The sequence below is a fragment of the Haloprofundus halophilus genome (genome assembly GCF_003439925.1).
Lineage (GTDB): Archaea > Halobacteriota > Halobacteria > Halobacteriales > Haloferacaceae > Haloprofundus > Haloprofundus halophilus.
The window spans coordinates 891590-912557 of record NZ_QQRR01000002.1 but is presented as its reverse complement, the minus strand read 5'-3'; the positions used below and the strand labels follow the sequence as shown (position 1 = coordinate 912557).

Here is a 20968-nt window from a genome sequence, read left to right as displayed (position 1 = left end):
TCGGTGAGGGGCCGCTGACGCTCTCAGCCGTTCGACCGGCGAACGAACGCCTTGTACTTCAGGTCCTCGTCGCGGAGCTCCTCGATGATTCGCTCCGCGAGCACCTCCTTGGGTCGGTGGAGACCCGAGACGCGCTCTTGGAGGTCCTCGAAGCTATCGAACGGCTGTCGTTTCCGCTGTTCGAGGATGTTGTTTCGCAGCGTCTTGCCGATGCCGGGGAGAAGGTCCAACTGGTGGAGGCGAATCGTGATGGGTTGGGCGTCGTTGTAGAACTCGACGAAGCGCTCCTCGTCGCCGTCGATGATGTCGGCGACGACGTACTCCAGTTCGTTGACCGCGCTGTTCGAGAGGTCACCGTACTCGACGGTTCGGATGCGCTGGATGTGCTCTCGCGCCGAGTTCGGTTCGATGGCGACGCGGTCACCGATACTCACGTCGGCGTCGTCGTCGAAGGTGAGCTCGACGAGCCGAAACTGTTTCTCGCCGAGCGCGTACGCTATCGGCTGTTTCTGGTACCTCGGGCGGTCGTCGTCCGACCTCCCGTACGGGAGGTAGTCGAGGACGACTGCGTACTGCGGTCGACTCTCGGCTTCGTCGTCACCGCGTTCGGAACCAGACATAACGAACGTGTACGGTGACGGGCTATTTAAAAATAGGCCGGCTACGCGTACTTGGCGACGATGTCGAGAATGTCATCGAGTTCGTCGCCGGAGAGCGCGTAGCGCTGCTGCGCGTAGACGGCGCGGAGTTCGTTGCGGTCCTGCGGGAGAAGGTCGGCGATCTTGAACGCGGTCTGTTCGTCGACTTTCTCCAGTTCGAGCAGCTCTTCGACGAGTTCGCGCGACTCCTCCGGGTCGAGGACCGCAAAGCGATTGACGTGCTCGATAGAACGCGCCAACTCGTAGCGGAGCTCGCGCTCCTCGTCGGCCGCTCGCTCCGCTTCGACCTCTTGGAGCAGCGGCTTTACCTCCGAGATGGTGAGGTACTCCTCGTCGAGCTTCTCTTTGAATATCGTCATCCTACTTCTGCGCGCGGAGGTGCGCCGGACGGGTGATGACCGTCTTCGCCTTTCCACCGTCGTTGATCTCGACCTTGAACGCGCGGCCCTGTTTACCCAGGACTTCGCCGGTGTGGCCGTTGAAACGCGGGTGGAATCGACCTTTGCGGACGCTCGGGTCGATGTTGAGGTGGACTTTCTGTCCCTCCTCGAACTCCTGAATCGCGCGCTGCGGCGGGGAGGTCCCGCGCTCTCGCGGATGGTTCGTCAGCTTGCCTCTCGTGCTTCCCTTGAGTGGACCGTTCGAACTCGGCATGGTCGTGGAGTGGGTTACTCACGGTCGGATTATAAAAGACACGTTCCCGCGCCGCGGAAGAGTAAGAGTAACACGCCCGTACGAACAGACCTCCGTATGGACGACAGTTCGGAGCCACGAATCGAGACGCGCGCGATTCACGACGGACAGGAACCCGATTCCGAGACGGGGGCGCTGATGACGCCCATCTACGCCAACTCGACGTATGAACAGGACGCGCCGGGCGAGCACCGCGGCTACGAGTACTCGCGGACGGGCAACCCGACGCGGACGGCCCTCGAAGAGAACCTCGCCAGCCTCGAAGGCGGCGCGCACGGCCGGTGTTTCTCCTCGGGAATGGGCTCGATAAACACCGTGATGAACCTGCTCGAATCCGGCGACCACGTCGTCACCGGCGACGACGTCTACGGCGGAACCCACCGCATCTTCACGCAGGTGTACGAGCAGTACGACGTGGAGTTCGACTTCGTCGACACCACCGACCACGACGCCGTCGCCGGCGCGATGCGCGAGGAGACGAAGCTGCTGTGGGTCGAGACGCCGACGAATCCGCTCATGCGCGTCAACGACATCGCGGCGCTCGCCGACATCGCGCACGACAACGACGCGCTCTGCGCCGTCGACAACACCTTCGCGACGCCGTACCTCCAGCGCCCGCTCGAACACGGCGCGGACGTCGTCAGCCACTCGCTGACGAAGTATCTCGGCGGCCACTCCGACGTGGTCGGCGGCGCGCTCGTCACCGACGACGAGGAACTTGACGAGCGGTTCGGGTTCTATCAGAACAGCGTCGGCGCGACGCCGAGTCCGTTCGACTGCTTCCTCGTCCTCCGCGGGACGAAGACGCTCCCCGTCCGGATGGACCGCCACTGCGACAACGCCCGCGAGCTCGCTCAGTGGCTCGACGACCACGAGGCGGTCGACCGGGTCTACTACCCGGGACTCGACTCGCACCCGCAACACGACGTCGCCGCCTCGCAGATGGACGACTTCGGCGGCATGCTCAGCTTCGAGTTCGACGGCACGCTCGACCAGGCGAGCGCGGTCGTCTCGAACACCGAGGTGTTCACGCTCGCCGAGAGCCTCGGCGGCGTCGAGAGTCTCATCGAACAGCCCGCACCGATGACCCACGCCGCGATTCCGCGCGAGGAGCGCGTCGCCGCCGGCCTCACCGACAGTCTCATCCGCGTCAGCGTCGGCATCGAACACGTCGACGACCAGAAGGCCGACTTCCAGCAGGCGTTCGACGCGGCGCTCGACTGACGCAATCTGCTGTCGGCACCGAAGGGTGCGATACGTCGAAGTACACCCTCCTTCCTCGATATCGGTCCGTACTGCGAGTACGTACGCTAACGCGATACGTTCCGCGTTACCTTATACCATGAAACTCGTACACTTCCTTATGGTACAAGAGACAACCTCACTCACAGACTCGCTGACTCCCGACGCCGAAGCACAGTCGGAATCGTCACCAACCGAACCGGGCGACGTCCACGCCAGGTGGGATTCGAGCGCCAAAGCCGAGATGTTCGGATTCGGCGTCGTCATCGGACTGCTCCTCGGTTCGATGCTCGGACTCGCCCTCGCGGCGCTGTTCCCGGCGTTCGGCGGACAACTGCTGATCTTCGGCATCGGCGTCGGAGGAGGACTCGGCGTCCTCGCCGGGGTCGCACTGAAGGAGTACGGAGAACGCGACGCGGTCGGAGAGGCGTAGTCACTCGACGCTCGCTGTCGACTTCCAGGTAGTGGACGTCTCCCGGACAGACACCACTCTTCGAACGCTCGACTCGAACGAACCTCGGGCTCTGGTGGCGAACAGACGGCACACCGATTCCCACGACTCGCGGAGCGGCGCGCCGTGCACCCGCCTCGACCGCTCCGTGACGACTCGTCAGCGCATGGGATGTCTGGCCCCGTCTTCGCTGATAAGCGTTCGTCGCAGTACGGTAGTCGCTGTGGACGGTAGCGGTCGCTCGTAGCGGTGCTGCCGGCGAACGAGAATCCGGACCGCGAGCGGGACCGTCAAGCCGCACGAACGGCTTTCTAGTCCAGATTTTTGCAAGCGGGGGTGTGCGGAGCGCACCCTCCGCAGTAAAAAGGTGGGTCTTAGATGCGACCGACGTTCTCGACGGCGACGCTCTCGACGCCGTCGACGTTGCTGAACGATTCCTCGATGGCCTCCGTGCCGCCGGCGTCGTCGGGGACGATGACCGTCGGCAGGAGGGCGACGAGACCGAATGCAACTTCGTCGCGCTCGAAGCCGTTGATCTTCCCGCCCTCGGGCAGCGCGTCTTCGAGACGCTCCTGCAGTTCGTCGAGGTCGATCTCGGGGCTCTGCGGCATGACTTTCATCTTGGCTGCGACTTTCCCCATGATTACGGCCCCATGAACCCGCAGTCCGGGCACTCGTAGAGGTTGCTCTGTTTGCGGCACTTCGCGCATCGGTAGATGGTCAGCCCGCAGTCCGGGCACTTGAACGACGCCGCGCTCATCCCGGCGATGTTGATGCCACAGGAGACGCACTGTCGCTCCTGTCGCTGTTCCGACTGGCTCATACCCAGACAAACCCGGCGACGACTTTTAACGATTGTCTTTCATTCCCGGTTCGTCGCCCGCCGCAGACCGCCGGACGGTGTGCGGATGCGACTCAAACGCCCAGAACGAGCGGACCGACGAGGACGCCCATCAGGTGGACGCGCCGCGTACGGAGTCGCACCGGAACGAGGCCCACGAGCGAGGCGACGACGAAAACCCCGACGCCGACGAGACCGGCGAACAGCCACGAGAGCGCGACCAGGAGAACGAGTATCGTCGCCGAGACGACGGCGTAGTTCGTCCGCCCGACCACGCGGAGATAGCTGTCGCCGACGACCACGACGAGCACGAACCCCGCGAGCGCAGCGAGAGCGGTCGTCGCCAACAGCGCGGGGAGGGCCCCCGCACCGACGCCACCGCCGCCGTCTTCGAGTGCGACCATCACGCCGGTCCGCGGCGTCCCGAGCGTGACGAGGGCGAACAGCGCAAAAACCGTGTTCGACGTGTTGGCACCACTCGACGCGACGAGAAACTCGCGCGCGCCCTCGTCGTCGACGTCCGGCACGAGCGGCAGCGACAGCACCGACGCGACAGCAGCCGATACGCCCGGTAGATATCCGACGAACGCGCCCGCGAGCGACCCGGCCCCGGCGGTCCAGCCGACCTCCCGACCGGAGAGCGCAAGCGCCGCGTCGTCCTGCGGCGGGACGCCTGCACCGTCGAACGCGTCGAGTAGCACCGGCGCGCCGAACAGCCCCGAGAACAGCGGCGCGAGCATCCCGCCGAGCGCCAGCGGTGCCTCGGGTTCCAGATCGAGCGTCGAGACGCCGAGAGCGGACGCGAGGACGAAACAGAACGCGCCTGCGAGCGCCGCACGACGGGACGGTTCGGTGACGAACAGGAGCAAGACGACGGCCGAGAGAACGACCGGAAGGTACGCCCGGACGACCGGATACGCCTCCGTCATCAGCCACGTCACCGGCAGCGCGAGCGGTACCGCCAGCGCGACGGCGAGTACGCTACCCAACGCGGAGAGTCTGAGCGCCTCCCGCCCTCGGCCGGCGACGACGAGGCGGTGACCGGGTAGCGCCGTCGCCGCCATCGCCGGGTCGGGAACGCCGAGCGCGAGCGCCGGCACCACGTCGAGAAACGTGTGGACGACGCCGGCGGCGAGAATCGCCGCACCGACGGCGGTCTGCGACCCCGGAAGCGTCGGGCCGACCGCCGCCAGCAGTAGCGCGAAGTTGTTCGCGTGGACGCCCGGTACGAGTCCGCTCACGGTGCCGAGGCAGACGCCGCAGACGGCGAACAGCAGTAACTCCGCCGTCGGCGCGAGCGCGAGCGTCGGGCGAACTGAGGGGACGAGTCCGACCGCGAGCGGGTCCATCCCGGTGAGTTGGTCCCGTCTTCGGATTTAAACGGTCGCGTGATGCTCGGCTGACGAACGCGGTGTGTGCGAGAGTGAGCGGTCGCTCGCCGGTCGAGTGGCCAAAAAACGCGGGATGTAGTCGTCGAAGCGAGGCGGCGGAGTCGGCTGACGCGTCCGGTTTAACCGAACAGGTTGCCGAGACCCTCGCCGGAGGCCTCGTCGTCTTCTTCGTCCTCTTCGGCTTCGGCCTCGTCTTCCTCGGCCTCGTCTTCGTCGACGGTGTCGAGTTCTTCGCTGTCGGCGGAGCCACCGGCGGGCGCGGCGGCGGGTGCCGCGGCGGCCGTCTCGATGGCGTCCTCGATGTCGACGTCCTCCAGCGCGGCGACGAGCGCCTTGACGCGGGATTCCTCGACGTCGACGCCGGCGGCTTCGAGCACCGCGGTGACGTTGTCTTCGTTGATTTCTTCGCCCGTTTCGTTCAGGATGAGAGCTGCGTAAACGTATTCCATTGTTGTGTTCTCCGTTAGTGTTGATTAGCCGAACATCGCGCCGAGTGCGTCGCCGCCGTCGTCGTCGTCGTCGTCGTCGTCGGCGTCTTCCTCGGCCGCCTGGTCGGCGTCTGCGTCTTCTTCGTCAGGCGATTCCTCCTCGGCGGACTCCTCGGCGGGCGCTGCGGGCGCTTCCACGCCGCGCAGTTCCTCCGGGAGCGCCTCTTCGTCGTCGATCTGCGCCGCGAGCGAGCGGAGCTGCGCGTCCGCCTTCGCGACGAGGTCCGGCACGAGGTCCGGTTCGGCGATAGCGGCGCTGATGCCGACGGCCTTCGCCTCGCTCGTCGCTTTGGCGATGAGCGTCGGCGCGGTCTGCGTCGTCGGGTAGACGGCGTTGACCGAGAGGTTCGTCGCCGCCGAGACGGCGGACTGGATGTCCGCGCGGTACTCGTCGACGTCGATGTCGAGGTCCTCGGGGTCGAACAGCGTACCCTCGGAGTAGACGGCGCGCAGGTCCAGCCCCACTTCCTTCGGCTCGATGCCGAGTTCGTTCAGGACGTTCGCGAGTTCGGCGCTGACTTCCTCGCCGGTTTCGAGGACGGTGGAGTCCTCGGTCACCTTGATGGAGCCGTCCATGATGCGCGCTTGCGCGCCCACCTGCTGGAGTTCGCCGACGAACGGACCCGGGTCGACACCCGTGTCACCCTCGGGGATGACGATGTCGTTGGGCGCGATTTCGCCCGCGTTGATGGGAGCGGGCGTCTTCGACGCTTCGAGCTGTTTGTACAGCCCGAACGGGTTGTCGTTCGTGCCGACGAGCGCGACCTGTCCGTCGATGTGCTCGACGAGGTCCTCGTAGCCGCTGTCGACCTGCTCGAGCGCGCGGACGAGCAGCGTGTTGCGGCTCATCCGCACGGCGGCGCTGCCGTGCAGTTCCCGCCGCATGTTCTGAAGCTGGCGGCTGGGAATGCCGGTGACGCCGACGACACCGACCGACGCGTAGTTCTCGACGAAGTCGACGAGTTCGTCGACCTCGTCCTGTTTCCACTGCGGGATCGTCTCCGTCTTGCGGACGGATTCGCTCTCGCTCATCCGGCCACCTCCACGGAGGGGCCCATGGTGGTCTTCACGTAGATGCTGTCGATGTTCAGCGGGCCTTTCTCGAGGTCGGCTTCGAGGCGACGTACGATGACGTCGATGTTGTCCGCGATCTCCTCGGCGGACATGCTGTCTGCGCCGACGCGCGTGTGGAACGTGCGTCGGTCGCGGCTGCGAAGCTGGACCGTGTTCTTCATTCGGTTGACGACCTCGACGACGTCGTCGTCGGGCTGCAGCGGCGTCGGCATCTTCCCTCGGGGACCGAGTACGGTACCGAGGTAGCGACCGATGTCCTGCATCATGTTGGCTTCGGCGACGAAGAAGTCCGTCTCGTCCGCCAAGTCCTTGGCGGCGTCGGAGTCGTCACCGAGCTCTTCGAGGTCGTTTCCGTCGAGAACGTCGTCTGCGACGTCCTCGGCGCGGAGCGCCGTCTCTCCCGTGGCGAACACCACAATCTGGGTGTCCTGGCCGGTTCCGGACGGAAGGACGATACTCTCGTCGACACGATTCGATGGGTCGTTGAGGTCTAAGTCGCGCAGGTTAACGGCGAGGTCGACCGTCTCGCTGAAGTTGCGAGCCGGTGCCTCGTCGAGCGCGCGAGAGACCGCTTGTACGATAGAGTCGTCTGCCATTATTCACCTCCGTAGTACGCAGGAACTGCTCCTACGGGTCAGTGAAACAGGCGTCTGCCTGTCTCACTGGAAGGTGGGTCATCGCGGACTTAAAAGCGTCGAAGCGAGAGTCGGCGCGTGTGAGGCGTTCGCAGTCGATAGCGGCCGTTCGGAGGGGCTCGACGTCGTCCGTCAGACCGTGGTCGGAGACGGCGACCGCGTGAACCTGTGCCGTTCGGTCGTTTCAATCGCGCTGCTGCTCTCTCTCTAACTGCGCGAAAAGGGCGTGAAGTGGAACTACGCCGTCTGTTCTTCCGCGAGCACACTCAGGCGTTCGCTCCGCTCACGCCTCAAGCGCTCGCTTCGCTCTGCTCGGCGAGCACGTCGTCGTACTCGCCGGAGTCGACGCGCTGCTTGAACGTACGGGCGTCCTCGCCCTCGATGGTGACGCCGAGGGTGACGCAGGTGCCGCCGACTTCCTTGGCGGCGTTCTTCACGTCGTACGCCAGCAGGTCCGTGCTCTTCTGCTCGGCGATCTTCTTGACCTGCTCGACGGAGAGGTCGGCGACGAACTCCGACTGCGGCGTCCCGCTGCCGGAGTCGAAGCCCGCCTCGTCTTTGATGAGCGCCGTCGTCGGCGGCACACCGACGGAGATCTCGAACGAGCCGTCGTCCTCGTACTCGACGGTGACGGGGACTTCCATGCCGTCGAACGCGTCGGTCTGGTCGTTGATTTCCTGTACGACGGCCTGCACGTCCACCGGCGTCGGGCCGAGTTCCGGGCCGAGCGGCGGTCCGGGGTTGGCCTGCCCGCCGGGGACGAGCACTTCGATAGTTCCAGCCATATCCCGAATATTCCCGCGGCGACTTTTAACGATTGTCTTTCGGCCGCAGACGGTGTGAGGGCGTCACACGCGGGAGGCGGGGTGGGCGGGGAACCGAAGAACTGTCGTCGGCCGCGTTCCGTGTCCGTCGGTCACACACCGGACTCGAAACCGACGATGTGCGATTTCGGTTCGCGCGACCCCCATCTGGCCCGCCACAACGTCTAAGTTCGTCCTCGTCGGATTATCTACAGCTATGGGAGACTTCACACTATTCGAGGTTCACTTGCACGACGGATTCAGCTTCAGCCCCACCAATACCGCACCCATGTTCACAGGCGAGAAAGGCGACGCCGACGAACAGGGCGATTCGACCGGGGCGAAGGGAACAGTCTCGAAACTACTCGGCAAACGCGGAGGGGCCACGAGCGACGGCGGCACCAGCGACGCGGTCGACCAGATAGAGACGGCCGCCGACGTGGAGAACCGCGAGCGCAAGGCGCGCGACGAGTCGGCGTCGGACGCCACCGAGGAGGCGGACGAGGACGCGAGCGACTCCGGTAACGGCGGTAAACTGCTCCTCTCGCTCGTGTTAATCGTCGTCATCGCGGCGGCCGCCAAGAGCCTGATGGGCGACGACGCCGGTTTCGACGAACTCGAAGAGCTGGACGAACTCAGCGACGAAGCCTGAGCGAAGGCGTCGCCGGCGAGACGTTCCCGCCGGCGCGACACCCTCACACGAAGCGTTTTCTGCCGTGCCCACAGAGTACCCGTATGAATCTCTATCGTAGCGTCCGGGCCGTCGCGGGTGCGTCCGGAACGGGCGTTATCGACTGGGACGCGGTCGCAGACGCCGCGAAAGCCGCCACCGACCCCGGCAGTCTCGACCTCTCGACGGCAGAACGAACGGGCTACGCCGAGGACGTGCGCGACGCTCGCAGCCGCCTCCGGACGGTCGGCGACGTCGAGTTCGAACTCCCCGAGGCCATCGAAGTCCAGAACCGCCACCACTGGATAGACGCCAACATCCGCACGTTCGAGCGCGTGATGCGCCCGCTGGAGGAGCGCGCCGACGGTATCTTTCCCGGCGTCGCCCGCACGCTCAACACCGGGACGATGTCGTTCATGCTCTCGTTTCTCGGCAGCAACGTCCTCGGCCAGTACGACCCGCTCCTCCTCGCGGAGGGCGACGACGACCACGGCCTCTACTTCGTCCACCCCAACATCCGGAAGGTCGCCGACCAGTTGAACGTCGATTACCCGCGCTTTCGCCGCTGGATCGCGTTCCACGAGGTGTCGCACGCCGCGGAGTTCGGCGCGGCCCCGTGGCTCTCGGGCCACCTCGAATCCCGGATGGAGCGCGGCGTCGACGCGCTCACCGAGGGGAGCATCGACCGCGAGGCGTTCCGCGAACTCGACACGGCGATGACGGCCGTCGAGGGCTACGCGGAACTGCTGATGGACCGCGCGTTCGACGACGACTACGAGGACCTCCGGCGGAAACTCGACGCGCGCCGTCGCGGCGGCGGTCCGCTGGCGCAACTCGCGCGACGCCTCCTCGGCCTCGGACTCAAGCGCCGTCAGTACGAGCGCGGCGCGCGCTTCTTCGAATCCGTCGCCGAGGTCCGCGGCGTCGCTGCCGCCAGCAAAGTCTGGGAGAAACCGGAGAACCTCCCGACCGACGAGGAACTCGACGACCCCGGGCTGTGGCTGGCGCGCGTCGACGCCTGAGAGCCGACTCTCGCCTCCGCGACTCGCCACCGACGCTGCCGTCGATGCACGAACGTTCTTCACGCTCTTCTCGCTACTGTCACTCATGAGTGACGACGACGAGACGCCGCCGTACCGACGACCGGAACTCGACACCGCCGAGCGCGTTTCGGACCTCCTCGACCGGATGACCGTCGAGGAGAAGGCCGGCCAACTCGCCGGGACGTGGGGCGGCCACCTCCGCGAAGCGCAGACGTTCGAGGACATCGCGGACGCGGTCCGCAACCACCACCTCGGCGTCGCCGCGCCGTTCGGTTGGGCCGCGCCGCTGGCGACCGACCCGACCGAAGTCGCCGAGATAGCGAACGACCTCCAGCGCGTCGCCCGCGAGGAGACGCGACTCGGGATTCCGCTGCTGTTGAACGTCGACGCGGTCCACGGCCACGCCTACGTCGCCGACACCACCGTCTTCCCGAACGGACTCGGCGCTGCGGCGACGTGGGACCCCGAGCTAATCGAAGCCGGTGCGGAAATCACCGCGAAGGAGATGCGCCGAACCGGCGCACACCAGAACTACTCGCCGACCTGCGACGTGGGACGAGAGCCCCGATGGGGGCGCATCTTCGAGACGTTCGGCGAGAGCCCGCTGCTCTGCGCGACGATGGCCGCGGCGAAGATTCGCGGCTACCAGGAGAGCGACGAACCGGTCCTCGCCACGGCGAAACACTTCCCGGCGTACAGCGAACCCGAGCGCGGCGAGGACGCCTCGCCCGTCGACGTCTCCGAGTACAAGCTCCGAAACACGTTCGTCCGACCGTTCGAGGACGCGCTCGACGCGGGCGTCGACTCCGTGATGCCGAGCTACAACTCCGTCGACGGCGAGCCCTCCCACAGTTCCCGCCGGGTTCTCACCGGCCTGCTCCGCGACGAGCTGGGGTTCGAGGGTCACGTCGTCTCCGACTGGAACGGCGTTCGCCAGCTCGCCGACGACCACAAAACGGCAAAGAACCAGCGCGACGCCGTCCGACAGGCGCACGCCGCCGGACTCGACGTGGCCTCCGTCGGCAGCGTCGAACACGCCGAGAACCTCGCCTCGCTGGTCGAAGCCGGCGAACTCGACGAGGAGACGCTCGACGCGAGCGTCCGCCGCGTCCTCGAACAAAAGTTCGAACTCGGCCTCTTCGAAGAGCCCTACGTCGACGCCGACGAGGCGAGCGACTCGGTCGGCACCGACGACCACCGCGAGCTGGCGCGCGAGGCCGCCCGCGCCAGCGTGACGCTGCTGAAAAACGACGGCGTCCTCCCGCTGTCGGGCGACGAGGAGGTGTTCGTCGGCGGGCCGAACGCCGACGACATCGTCCACCAACTCGGCGGGTGGAGCGTCCTCGACGCCGACGACGCCGCGGGCGAGACGATTCTGGAGGCGCTCCGCGCGAAGAGCGAGGACCACGGCGCGAGCGTCACCTACGAACAGGGAGCGACGCTCAACGAGACGCTCGATTTGGATGCCGCCGCCGAGAAGGCGGCGGAGGCCGACGTGGCGGTGTTGGCGCTCGGCGAGGGCTGGTACCTCCACGAGTTCGGCCCCGCCGCGCAGGCGGGCGTCGAGACCGGCGAGTGGCCGACGCGCTCGGAACTCCGGCTGTCGGAAGCCCAGCGCGAACTCGCCCGCCGCGTCCACGAGACCGGGACGCCGGTCGTCGGCGTGCTCGTCACCGGCCGCCCGCTCGCCGTCGAGTGGCTCGACCACAACGCCGCGGGTCTGCTGATGGCTTACTACCCCGGCACCGAGGGCGGCCGCGCCGTCGCCGAGACGCTGTTCGGCGAGAACGACCCGCGGGGGCGACTCCCCATCTCGGTGCCGCGGTCGACCGGCGACCTGCCGCAGCACCACGACTACCTCGCGCACCCGCGGCCCATCGGCGACGACGAGCACCCGCCGTCGTACGACCCGCTGTACGAGTTCGGGCACGGACTGAGCTACACGACGTTCGAGTACGACGAGGTCGCCGTCGAGCGCGCCGAAATCGGCGAGGAAGGCGAACTCGACGTGACGGCCACCGTCTCGAACACGGGCGACCGACCGGGCACCGAGACGGTCCACGTCTACGCCCGCCAGGAGGTGAGTTCGCGCGTCCGCCCCGAGCGCTGGCTGGTCGGCTTCGGGCAGGTGTCGGTCGACCCCGGCGAGTCGGCGTCGCTCACGGTGTCGATTCCGGCCGAGGAGTTCGGCTTCTACAAGCCCCGCGAGGGTCGCGTCGTCGAGTCCGGCGAGTACCGGGTGTTCGTCGGCGACGACGAGGCGTCGTTCGAGGTCGCGGAGTAGCGGCGGGCCGAGTCGCGCGACGCGACGGAGCGTCGCTCAGTTGCCGCCCGGTTTCCCCTTCGAGTCGTCGTTGCCGCCGTTGCCGCGACCGCCGTTGCCGCGACCACCGACGACGCGGACCGTCGCCTCGCCGCGAACCGGCGTGCCGTCGTCCGTCTCGCCGACGAGGACGAGCGTCTCCGTCTCCGCGCCGACGCCGGTCTCCTGCGTCCGGAAGTGGTATCTTCCGCCTTCGTGCCCGCCGTGCGCCGGCGCTGCGCCCTCACCGTCGTCGACGCGTTCCGACGTGCCGAACCTGACGGTCTCCGGGTCGAGCGTCGCGTCGCTCTCGACCGACACCGGAATCACGCCCCTCGACTCGGGGGCGACGGTCGACTCGACCTCGACTGCGACGCGCTCGGCGACGAGTCCCGACTCGACGGCGACGTACGGAATCTCCGCCGGGCCGTCGTCGTAGGCCAGCGCCGCCGACTGGGAGACGCCCTCGGGCGTCAGCAGGTCGAGAACGTTCGGGTTGCTGTCGTCGTTCTCGCCGCCGCCGAAGACGTAGCCGCCCGCCTCGGCGACGACGGGGCGGATTCGACCGACGCTGAACCCGTCCTGACCGAGCACGACCGGCGCGAACTCCCGCTCCGCGAGGTCGCCGACCGCCGACTTGGGCACCTCGAACTTCACGGCGTCCGCGTCGGCGTAGGCGACGACGTCGACGTCCTCGGTGACGACGCTGCCGTCGGCGGCTTCGACGCGCGGGGAGAACTCCCCGGTGAACCCCTCGACGACGATGCGCGCGTCGTGCGGCGCTTCGAGCGCCGCGTCGACGCCTTCGCGCGTCTCCGTCGAACCGCCGTCGGCTCCCTCGCCGGTCGCGCGCAGGTAGACGTGGAACGTCTGCAGCGAGAAGCCGGCGTCGCCGCCGAAGGGGTCCGTCAGCTCGTCGAGCGTGACGAGGAACTGGTAGCGGTCGTCGGTCTCGAACAGTTCCACGCGCCGGAGGTCGAACGCGCCGTCGACGAACGCCTCGTTCGTCGGGTAGACGTAGCCGCCCGGACCGTCGTCGTCGCCTTCGGGGTCGTCGAAGCTCGCCACCGGGTCGCCGACGGCGACGCGCGTCACCGTCTCGCGGACGACCGCCGTCCCGGTGTCGACCAGCGAGTCTGCGTCGCTGCCGGCGACGACGGTGACGGCGTTCTGGCCGTCGTCGACCGCCACGTCGACGGCGAACGACCCGCCGTCGGCGACGACGCTCTCGACCGGCGTCCGGACGACGACCGTCGCGCCGTCGGTGTCGCCCTCGACGCGGACCGTCTCCCCGTCGGTCGTCGAGGGAATCGACGCCGACAGCGACGGCGATTCGGGGGTCTCACCCTCGACGTACCGCTGCCGGACGAACGCGGGCGTCTCGACGGGTTCGCCCGCGTCGACGCCGTGCGCGAGGCGGACGAACTGCGCCATGCTCCACGACAGCGGCGTCGCCGACCCGGTGCCCTCGCCGAACTCCCAGTTGTAGTCGGTGGGTTCGGGCACGTCCCACACCTGCTCGGGAATCATGTCAGCGTCGTTGGCGAACCCCCGCATCGTGTCGAGCAGCGCAGCGGGGTCTTCGTCGCCCGCGAGCAGTTCGTACTCGGCGCGCTCGCCGGTGAAGATGGGCCACAGCCGACCTTTGCCGGCGTTGTCGAGCGACCACGGCGCGCCGCGCGGATAGTTCTCGTCGTTCGGTCCCTGCTCGCCGTAGCCATCGCCGTTGTACCGGTAGAAACCGGGGCCGTTCGGCGTCTCGACGCGGATGGTGTCGTCGACGACGGCCAGCGAGTTGCGAATCACCTCGTCGTCCCACGGTTTGATTCCCAGTCGCGTGAGTTCGAGGAAGCCCGCGTCGACGACGTTGCGCTCGTCGAGCGTCGGGCCGCCGTTGGCGAGGCCGCGGTCGGCGCCGTCCTCGGGGTCGCGGTCGTCGTTGACGCGGAAGTAGTACGGCGTCCGCGTGTGTTCGTCCGTCCCGGTCTCTGTGGCGGTCCACGCCTCGACGTTCGCGGTCCAGTCGTCGGCCAGCGCCAGCCAGACGAGCGCGTCGGCCGCTCGCCCCTCGTCGTCGGCGAGGCTCGCGGCGCAGGCCAGCCCCGCGATCTCGGCGGCGATGGTCGACGGCGAGTAGCCCGACTCCTCCTCCCAGCGCTCCTGGGCGCTCTCGGGACCGTTGTCGGCGACGTAGTTCGCCGAGCGGCGGACGTTCTCGTAGTCGTAGTTCGCCGCCGAGAAGTCGATGCCGTGGCGCTCCGCGAGCTGGTACGCCATCACCTGCGGGAAGGAGATGTTGTCCATCTGCTCGCCGCCCCAGCGGGTCCGCCCGTCGATGTAGGTGTTCTGCGGGATGAACCCCCGCTCGTCCTGCTGGTACTCGTAGATGTACTCGGTCGCTTCGAGGGCGCTGTCGACGTCGCCGGCGGCGAGATACGCGGTGAACACCTGGTAGAGGTCGCGCGCCCAGACGTAGTTGTAGCCGTAGTCCCGCGGTTCGTTCGCGTTCACCGCCACGCCCCACGGCACCGAGGGGCTCGCCAGCCCCGCACCGGCGAACGTCTTGTCGTCGACGGCTTTCAGCTCCATCGCCGCCGCGCGATACTGCGAGGCGAGGTCGGCGTCGAGCCACGCCGGCGGGTCGGGCACGTAGTCGCGCCACGAGGCGACGTAGTCCGCGCGGACCGCGTCGTAGCCGCGGGCGAGCGACGCTCGGGCGACGGACTCGGCGTCGGCGACGCCCTCCTCGCCGCCCTCCGCGAAGCCGAGCGCCACCGTCTCCGAGAGCGAGTCGACGCCCGTCCCGAGGCGACCGACGAGCGCGACGTTGCCGTCCTCGGCGCGGTCGTAGCGCGTCGCGTCGTCGCCGTCGGTCAGAAGCGGCGAGAGGCTGTCGCCGCCGACGAAGTCGACGGTGGTCCAGTCGAAGCCCGAGTCGGAGACGACCGCCGAAGCGACGTTGTACGGGTCGCCGTCCTCGTCGAGGATGACCGCCTCGTCGTCGTTGTCGTCGGTGTCGAAGCCGGCGAGCGCGTCCGAGTCGGTGACCAGCGCCGTGTCGGCCACCCCGCTGTTCGAGAGCGCGGCGTCGACGAGCAGATACACGTCGTACTCGGCGCTCGACTCGAACGACACGTCGGCGAGGATGGCGTCGTTCTCGGCGGCGGCGGCGTACTCCAGTTCGACGGTCCAGTCGCGGTCGACGGCCGAAACCGTCTGCCGAAACAACAGCGCGTCGTCCTCGACGCGTTCGGTTCGCCGTTCGACGGGGTCCGCGCCGGTGTCGTCGTCGGTGCGGTCGACGTTGTACGTCCGCGCGACGTAGCCGTCGCCGTCGGCGACGACCACGTCGACCGAGCGCAGGCACATCAGGTCGACGCGGGGGAAGCGCGGTTCGGTCAGCGCGCCCTCGGTCAGCGTGAACCACACGTGGGAAGCGTCGGAGTCGCCGTGGTCGGCGACGGTGCCGACGCCGTACTTCTCGCCGGTCGTCCAGAACGAGTCCGACCCCGGCGCACCCGGGGCGGTGCCCGCCGCCGTAGCCCGCGGAACGCCTGCCAGCGAGACGGTACCGGTCGCAGCGACACCCTGCAGGAACTGTCTCCGTTGCATGACTAACATTCGTGAGGAAATGCTACCTCATTAATGTTTTGCAGGTTGACGCGGTTTCAAAATAACGTACTCGGTCGGTAGTCGTAACTCGCCCCCCGGTGCGTAATCGACCTCGCGGAGACGAGAGTAGACGAGAGAGGCGGAAGTAAGCGGAACCGTGAGAGCGAGAGAGGCGAGAACGAACGGGGACGACGACTGCCGTCACCGCGGCTCTTGTCGGAACGAGCGGACGAGAAACACCAGCAACAGCCAGCCGAGGAGAAGCCCGCCGAGAATCGAGAGCGCGAGCTCCACCGGGGTCGGGTCGACCTGGAGGGCGATGAGGCCGCCGGACGCGCCGACGAGGAGGACGAAGAACAGTTTCAGTCGAAAGGAGGCGGCGTCGCGCTCGTCGTCCGAGAGGCTCGGACCGACCATCAGTCGCGTCCGCCTCCGCAGTCGCCGGTCGAACGCCTCGCGTCGAAACGGTTCATACGGATGCCAGGGCGCGGAGGCGTTTTAACGCTACTCACTGTCGCCGGCCGCGCCCCTCCGGCGTACCGCTCACTGGAACCCGCGGCCGACCTCGTCTTCGTCCACGAGGTCGTCGAGTTCGGCGTCGAGCAGGCGCTCGGCCTCCTCGAACTCGTCGCCGAAGGCGTCCAGCGAGTCGGGGCGCTCCTCGGGGTCGAACTCCATCGGGCCGAACGCGGGGCTGTCGAGCGCCTCCATCAGGTCGGTGAAGAAGTCGTCCGGCGTCGTCGGCGCGTCGCCGTGGACCCGGACCGTCTCCCGGACGCGCTTGGCCATCGTCTTCGCGTGCTCGTCGTCCTCCGGCGGGTTCTGGACGGCGAACCGTCCCGCGCTCTCGCGGTTCGGCAGCAGCGGTTCGAGGCCGTCGTCGACGCGGCGGGCGACCCGCGCGCCGACGCCGCGGAGCTCGTAGGGGTTCTTCGCGTACGTCTTCAGAAAGTAGACGCCCCGGTTCGGGTGTCCGAGCACGAGGTCCTCGCCGACGCCCTCGCGGCGACGTCCGGCGACCGCTCGCCAGTCCTCGCCGTCGCTACCGTCGGCGGTCACCTCTTCGAGGATGTCCCGCCACGCTCTGACGCGCATGGGTCGCGTTGGCGTGCCGCTCGAATGAGTGTGTCGGTCGGACAGTCCGGTTCGGTATCAGTCCGCGAACGTCAGTTCCCTCGTCAGGAGGAACGCGCCGATTCCCAGGAGCGCGTAGGTGACGAGAGACGTGTCGCCCTCTACGAGTCTGACCGCGCCCCACGCGACGGCCCCGGCGTAGAGGGCGATGCGAAACCGGCGGGTCTGCATCGCGTCCGCGACGACACCGTAGGCGACGACGGCGACGACGTAGAGGCTCACCACTATCTCGGGGAGCGCGCTCGTACCCTCGACTTGGAACTGTAGCACCGTCGTCACGGCGACGAAGCCGAGCATCCCCAGGAGCAGCAGTCGCCACTTCCGGCCGAACTGCGGGGCCGTCTCGTCGTCGCCGGCCGTTCGAGCGTCCGAATCCGCTCTCGCTTCGCCGGCATCTGCGCTCCGGTCGGTGCGCTCCGGTTCACTCATCGGTGTCGTCCGCCTCGTACCCGTCGTTACCTTCGCTCGCGTCGCACATACCCGACTCTCGGTTCGGCGACCCCTTCGGTACTCCGGTTTTTCCCGGCGACCGACAGGGTTTTTCAGACACGGGGCACAGAGCCTCGTAGTGAACGTACGCGGCCACATCGTCGCCGTCGACGGTCCCCGGACGGTCGAGACGAAGTACGGCGAGCGCAACGTCGCCGACCTCTCGGTCCGACCGACGGACGAGAACGCCGAGACGCTCCTCGACGGCGACGAGTCGGTGACGGTGACGCTGTGGGGGAAGTGGACCCACACCGCCGAGCACGCCGACGAAGGGATGGAACTGCTGCTGACGGAGGCGGAGCCGAACGAGTACCAAGGCGAGGTGAGCTACACGACCGGCTCTGACTCTTACGTCGTCCTCGAACCCGGCTTCCTCGTCAACGTGACCGACATCCGCTCGTGGGTGCAGTGTCCGCGGATGTACTACCTGAACAAGCTCTCGGGCATTCCACTGAACTACCCCGTGGTGAAGGGGACCATCGTCCACGAGGTGTTCGGCGATCTGCTCCGGGGCTGCGACCTCGACGACGCCATCTCGGACAGAGTCGCCGAGGCGGGGCTCCAGCTCGGCTTGCTCGGCCGCGAGCGAAAAGAGGTGGAGGACGAAGTCCGGAGAAACGCCGCCGCCATCGAGGGCTGGCTGGCGCAGGGGACGCTCACTGACGGCGAGACGTCGGCAGACGTCTCACCGGAGTGGGACGGTAGTCCCATGGAGGACGAGTGGCGCTCGGAGTACACCCTCATCAGCCCCACCTTCGGCGTGAAGGGTCGCGCCGACGCGCTCCGACGCGGGTCGCCCGTCGAACTCAAGACGGGCAAGAACCTCAAGCGCGACCCCAGATTCCAGGACAAGATTCAGGCGGCCTGCTACGCGCTGTTGCTCGAAGAACGCGGCGTCCCCGTCGATACTGGCACGCTTCTCTACACGAAGAACACGGCGCTGGACCGCTCCGAGGAGACGGGCGACCTCTCGCCCGCGAAGGACTTCTCCATCGGCAAAGGCCTGCTCGACTTCGTCGTCCGCACCCGCAACGAAATCGCGGCGATGGAGTACCACGGCGACGTGCCGACCGGGTTCGAGGCCGACGCGAAGTGTCAGTACTGCTTCGAGCAGGACACCTGCATGGTCGTCTCCGGCCGCCTGAACCAGCGCTCGAAAGCCGGGCAGATCGGCACGGCGCTCCCCGACGACGAACTCGACTACTTCCGGCGATTCTACGACGCCATCGAGGAGGAGCGCCGCGAGACGCACGAGGAGTACCGGAAGCTGTGGGAGCAGACGGCCGAAGAACGCGCGGACGACGACAGGGCGGTTATCGGTCTCGAACCGCTCGACCGCCGAGAACTGCCGGGCGGACGCTGGGAACTCCGCGCGAGGAAGACCGACGACGCCGTCTCGAAACTCCGCGAGGGCGACGTGGCGCTGGCCTCCGACGGCGACCCCGTAGCGGGTCACGCCGAACTGTGCCGAATCCGGACGCTCGGCGACGAAGTCGTCGTCACCGCCGACGAACCCGTCGACCTCTGCCGACTCGACGTGTACCCCTCGGACCTCTCGGTCGACCGGATGCTCACGGCACTGCACGACGCGCTGTTGAAGGGCGACGAAGAGCGAAAAGACGTCCTGTTCGGCCGCCGAGAACCCGAGTTCCGAGACGACGAGACGACGTACATCGACAACAACGAGGCGCAGAACGCGGCGGTCAACGTAGCGGTGAACGCCGAGGACTGCGCGCTCGTCCACGGACCGCCGGGAACCGGGAAGACGTACACCATCGCCCGGACGATTCGCGCGCTGGTCGAGCGAGGCGACCGAGTGCTGCTCACCGCCTTCACGAACCGCGCCGTCGACAACGCGCTCGAAGCGCTGCGCGAGCAAGGGTTCGAGGATATAGTCAGGGTCGGTACCGAGAACGGCGTCCGCGACGACATGCAGGACCTCCGCCTCGTGCGCGACGGCGACCCGAACGAGCGTGCGGCGGAACTCGACGGAGCGAGCGTCGTCGCCGCCACCACCGCCTCCTGCGGGTCGCGCATCCTCCGTGAGCAGGCGTTCGACGCGGCGCTCGTCGACGAGGCGTCGCAACTGACCGAACCGGGGACGCTCGCGGCGCTCAACCTCGCCGAGCGGTTCGTCCTCGTCGGCGACCACGAGCAACTGCCGCCCGTCGTCCGCGCAGAGAACGACCTCCAAAAGTCGCTGTTCGAGCGCCTCATCGACGCCTACCCGGAGGCGTCGGTGATGCTCGACCGCCAGTACCGGATGGCCCAGCGGATTCAGGCGTTCTCCTCGACCGAGTTCTACGACGGTCAACTCCGCCCGGCGACGGGCGAGGTGGCAGCCCAGCGGCTCTCGGACCTGCCGGGCGTCGACGAGTCGAGGCTCCCCGAGGAACTCCGCGGCGGCGTCTCGTTCGTCGACCCCGACGGTCGAAGGGAGGGCAACGCCAACCCGACGGAAGCCGATCGGGTCGCGGAAGTCGTCGAGTCGTTCGTCGCGGCGGGCGTCGACCCCGACGATATCGGCGTCATCGCGCCGTTCCGCGCGCAGGTCGCCGAACTCACGAAGCGCCTCGACGTGACCGTCGACACCGTCGACCGATTCCAGGGCTCCAGCGAGGAGGTCATCGTCGTCTCCTTCGTCGCCACCGGCGAGTTGGACGGGCCGCTGTTCGAGGACTACCGCCGGGTGAACGTCGCGCTCACGCGGGCGAAGAAGTCGCTCGTGCTCGTCGGCGACGCCGAGGCGCTGGGCTCCGACGCCTTCTACGCCCGGATGCTCGACTGGGCGCGGTGAGAACGGCGTCTCGTTCGTGTCCCGCACGAGAGTGTAATCCGCTCACGACAGTCTCTCGTACTCGAATTCGCGCGAACGCTTTTGCTCCGCGCATCCTACTATCGGAGTATGTCGAACGGCTCGGATAATCCGGCGATGACAGACACCGGCGTAACCCAGGAGACCCCTGACCAGGAGGCGGGACTGAGTCTCGACATGGTGACCGTCGCCGCCGGAGCCGGATTCGGCGGGATGGTCGCGATGACGCCGATACTCGTCGTCGGCATCCTCTTGGGCGTGCTCGAACCGGCGGCGTTCGCGGGGCTGGCCGAGATCGTGATGCTCGGCGATAGCTTCCTCATCGGGTCGTTCATCTTCGTCGGGGGCGGGATGACGACGCTCCCGCTGCTGTTCGTCTCGCTGGCGGTGTTCCTGCCCGGAAAGACGCTCGCGCGCCGCGGCGTCTCCTACGCGACCATCGTCTGGACGGGGTTCGCCATCGCGTTCTACTCCGAGCAGACGGGCGCGACGCTGGCGGGCTACCTCGTGCTCACGCTCGTCGCCCACTGGGTGTACGGCTACGTCCTCGGCTATCTCTACAACCGCTACGCGGCGATTCCGCAGTACGAGGTCTGAGACGGTACCCCGCGGTTCGCCGAGTACGC

At 67.6% G+C, this 20968-nt stretch carries 21 protein-coding genes; 7 read left to right on the top strand and 14 right to left on the bottom strand.

Annotated features, from left to right (window positions below; genetic code table 11):
• Positions 1 to 23 precede the first annotated feature (23 nt).
• The 3 genes from DV709_RS14360 to DV709_RS14350 are packed head-to-tail and all read right to left on the bottom strand — an operon-like array spanning position 24 to position 1313.
• A complete protein-coding gene (locus DV709_RS14360; RefSeq protein WP_117595086.1) occupies positions 24 to 620 on the bottom strand; it encodes a DUF655 domain-containing protein in 597 nt (198 codons plus the stop codon).
• A 41-nt stretch (positions 621 to 661) separates the two neighbouring features.
• Complete coding sequence (locus DV709_RS14355) at positions 662 to 1018, bottom strand: RNA polymerase Rpb4 family protein (protein WP_117595085.1); 357 nt, start codon at positions 1016 to 1018, stop codon at positions 662 to 664.
• A gap of 1 nt (position 1019) precedes the next feature.
• On the bottom strand, positions 1020 to 1313 hold the full coding sequence (locus DV709_RS14350; protein WP_058582934.1) for a 50S ribosomal protein L21e: 294 nt from the start codon (positions 1311 to 1313) through the stop codon (positions 1020 to 1022).
• A gap of 96 nt (positions 1314 to 1409) precedes the next feature.
• On the opposite strand from DV709_RS14350, the gene DV709_RS14345 reads away from it, so the two are divergent.
• Together DV709_RS14345 and DV709_RS14340 are read left to right on the top strand one after the other, a co-directional pair.
• Complete coding sequence (locus DV709_RS14345) at positions 1410 to 2576, top strand: cystathionine gamma-synthase (protein ID WP_117595084.1); 1167 nt, start codon at positions 1410 to 1412, stop codon at positions 2574 to 2576.
• Positions 2577 to 2715: 139 nt separating this feature from the next.
• Positions 2716 to 3027 carry a hypothetical protein gene (locus DV709_RS14340; protein WP_117595083.1) on the top strand — a complete coding sequence of 104 codons (312 nt, stop codon included), beginning with the start codon at positions 2716 to 2718 and terminating at the stop codon, positions 3025 to 3027.
• A gap of 392 nt (positions 3028 to 3419) precedes the next feature.
• On the opposite strand, the gene DV709_RS14335 is transcribed toward DV709_RS14340, so the two are convergent.
• The 7 genes from DV709_RS14335 to DV709_RS14305 all read right to left on the bottom strand — a co-directional run bounded on the left by DV709_RS14335 (position 3420) and on the right by DV709_RS14305 (position 8259).
• Complete coding sequence (locus DV709_RS14335) at positions 3420 to 3686, bottom strand: elongation factor 1-beta (RefSeq protein WP_117595082.1); 267 nt, start codon at positions 3684 to 3686, stop codon at positions 3420 to 3422.
• A 2-nt stretch (positions 3687 to 3688) separates the two neighbouring features.
• Positions 3689 to 3868 carry an HVO_2753 family zinc finger protein gene (locus DV709_RS14330; RefSeq protein ID WP_058582930.1) on the bottom strand — a complete coding sequence of 60 codons (180 nt, stop codon included), beginning with the start codon at positions 3866 to 3868 and terminating at the stop codon, positions 3689 to 3691.
• 92 nt (positions 3869 to 3960) lie between these two features.
• The gene (locus tag DV709_RS14325; RefSeq protein ID WP_117595081.1) at positions 3961 to 5235 is read right to left on the bottom strand and encodes a tripartite tricarboxylate transporter permease; all 1275 of its coding nucleotides are present in this window, start codon (positions 5233 to 5235) and stop codon (positions 3961 to 3963) included.
• 161 nt (positions 5236 to 5396) lie between these two features.
• Positions 5397 to 5726, bottom strand: a complete 330-nt coding sequence (gene rpl12p / locus DV709_RS14320; protein WP_117595080.1) for a 50S ribosomal protein P1 — start codon at positions 5724 to 5726, stop codon at positions 5397 to 5399.
• Positions 5727 to 5750: 24 nt separating this feature from the next.
• Positions 5751 to 6797 (bottom strand): 50S ribosomal protein L10, encoded by a 1047-nt coding sequence (locus DV709_RS14315; RefSeq protein WP_117595079.1) that lies wholly within the window; start codon positions 6795 to 6797, stop codon positions 5751 to 5753.
• Positions 6794 to 7435 (bottom strand): 50S ribosomal protein L1, encoded by a 642-nt coding sequence (locus tag DV709_RS14310; RefSeq protein WP_117595078.1) that lies wholly within the window; start codon positions 7433 to 7435, stop codon positions 6794 to 6796. The genes DV709_RS14315 and DV709_RS14310 overlap by 4 nt, the downstream gene beginning before the upstream one ends.
• A 329-nt stretch (positions 7436 to 7764) precedes the next feature.
• On the bottom strand, positions 7765 to 8259 hold the full coding sequence (locus DV709_RS14305; protein ID WP_117595077.1) for a 50S ribosomal protein L11: 495 nt from the start codon (positions 8257 to 8259) through the stop codon (positions 7765 to 7767).
• A gap of 235 nt (positions 8260 to 8494) precedes the next feature.
• Here DV709_RS14305 and DV709_RS14300 point away from each other — a divergent pair, with 235 nt between their 5' ends.
• From DV709_RS14300 to DV709_RS14290, 3 genes are all read left to right on the top strand, one after another.
• Positions 8495 to 8929: a hypothetical protein gene (locus tag DV709_RS14300; RefSeq protein ID WP_117595076.1), complete on the top strand. Its 435-nt coding sequence runs from the start codon at positions 8495 to 8497 to the stop codon at positions 8927 to 8929.
• A gap of 83 nt (positions 8930 to 9012) precedes the next feature.
• Entirely contained in the window at positions 9013 to 9969 is a 957-nt protein-coding gene (locus DV709_RS14295; protein WP_117595075.1) for a zinc-dependent metalloprotease, read from the top strand.
• Between the two features lie 85 nt (positions 9970 to 10054).
• A complete protein-coding gene (locus DV709_RS14290) occupies positions 10055 to 12274 on the top strand; it encodes a glycoside hydrolase family 3 N-terminal domain-containing protein (RefSeq protein ID WP_117595074.1) in 2220 nt (739 codons plus the stop codon).
• Positions 12275 to 12310: 36 nt separating this feature from the next.
• Here DV709_RS14290 and DV709_RS14285 read toward each other — a convergent pair whose 3' ends face one another.
• The 4 genes from DV709_RS14285 to DV709_RS14270 all read right to left on the bottom strand — a co-directional run bounded on the left by DV709_RS14285 (position 12311) and on the right by DV709_RS14270 (position 17467).
• Complete coding sequence (locus tag DV709_RS14285) at positions 12311 to 15904, bottom strand: glucodextranase DOMON-like domain-containing protein (RefSeq protein ID WP_117595073.1); 3594 nt, start codon at positions 15902 to 15904, stop codon at positions 12311 to 12313.
• Positions 15905 to 16105: 201 nt separating this feature from the next.
• On the bottom strand, positions 16106 to 16321 hold the full coding sequence (locus DV709_RS14280; RefSeq protein WP_117595072.1) for a hypothetical protein: 216 nt from the start codon (positions 16319 to 16321) through the stop codon (positions 16106 to 16108).
• Between the two features lie 126 nt (positions 16322 to 16447).
• Complete coding sequence (locus tag DV709_RS14275) at positions 16448 to 16999, bottom strand: hypothetical protein (protein ID WP_117595071.1); 552 nt, start codon at positions 16997 to 16999, stop codon at positions 16448 to 16450.
• 57 nt (positions 17000 to 17056) lie between these two features.
• The gene (locus DV709_RS14270; protein WP_117595070.1) at positions 17057 to 17467 is read right to left on the bottom strand and encodes a hypothetical protein; all 411 of its coding nucleotides are present in this window, start codon (positions 17465 to 17467) and stop codon (positions 17057 to 17059) included.
• A 139-nt stretch (positions 17468 to 17606) separates the two neighbouring features.
• On the opposite strand from DV709_RS14270, the gene DV709_RS14265 reads away from it, so the two are divergent.
• Positions 17607 to 20324, top strand: a complete 2718-nt coding sequence (locus DV709_RS14265) for an AAA domain-containing protein (RefSeq protein ID WP_117595069.1) — start codon at positions 17607 to 17609, stop codon at positions 20322 to 20324.
• A gap of 108 nt (positions 20325 to 20432) precedes the next feature.
• Complete coding sequence (locus DV709_RS14260) at positions 20433 to 20939, top strand: DUF6789 family protein (protein ID WP_117595068.1); 507 nt, start codon at positions 20433 to 20435, stop codon at positions 20937 to 20939.
• Positions 20940 to 20968 lie beyond the last annotated feature (29 nt).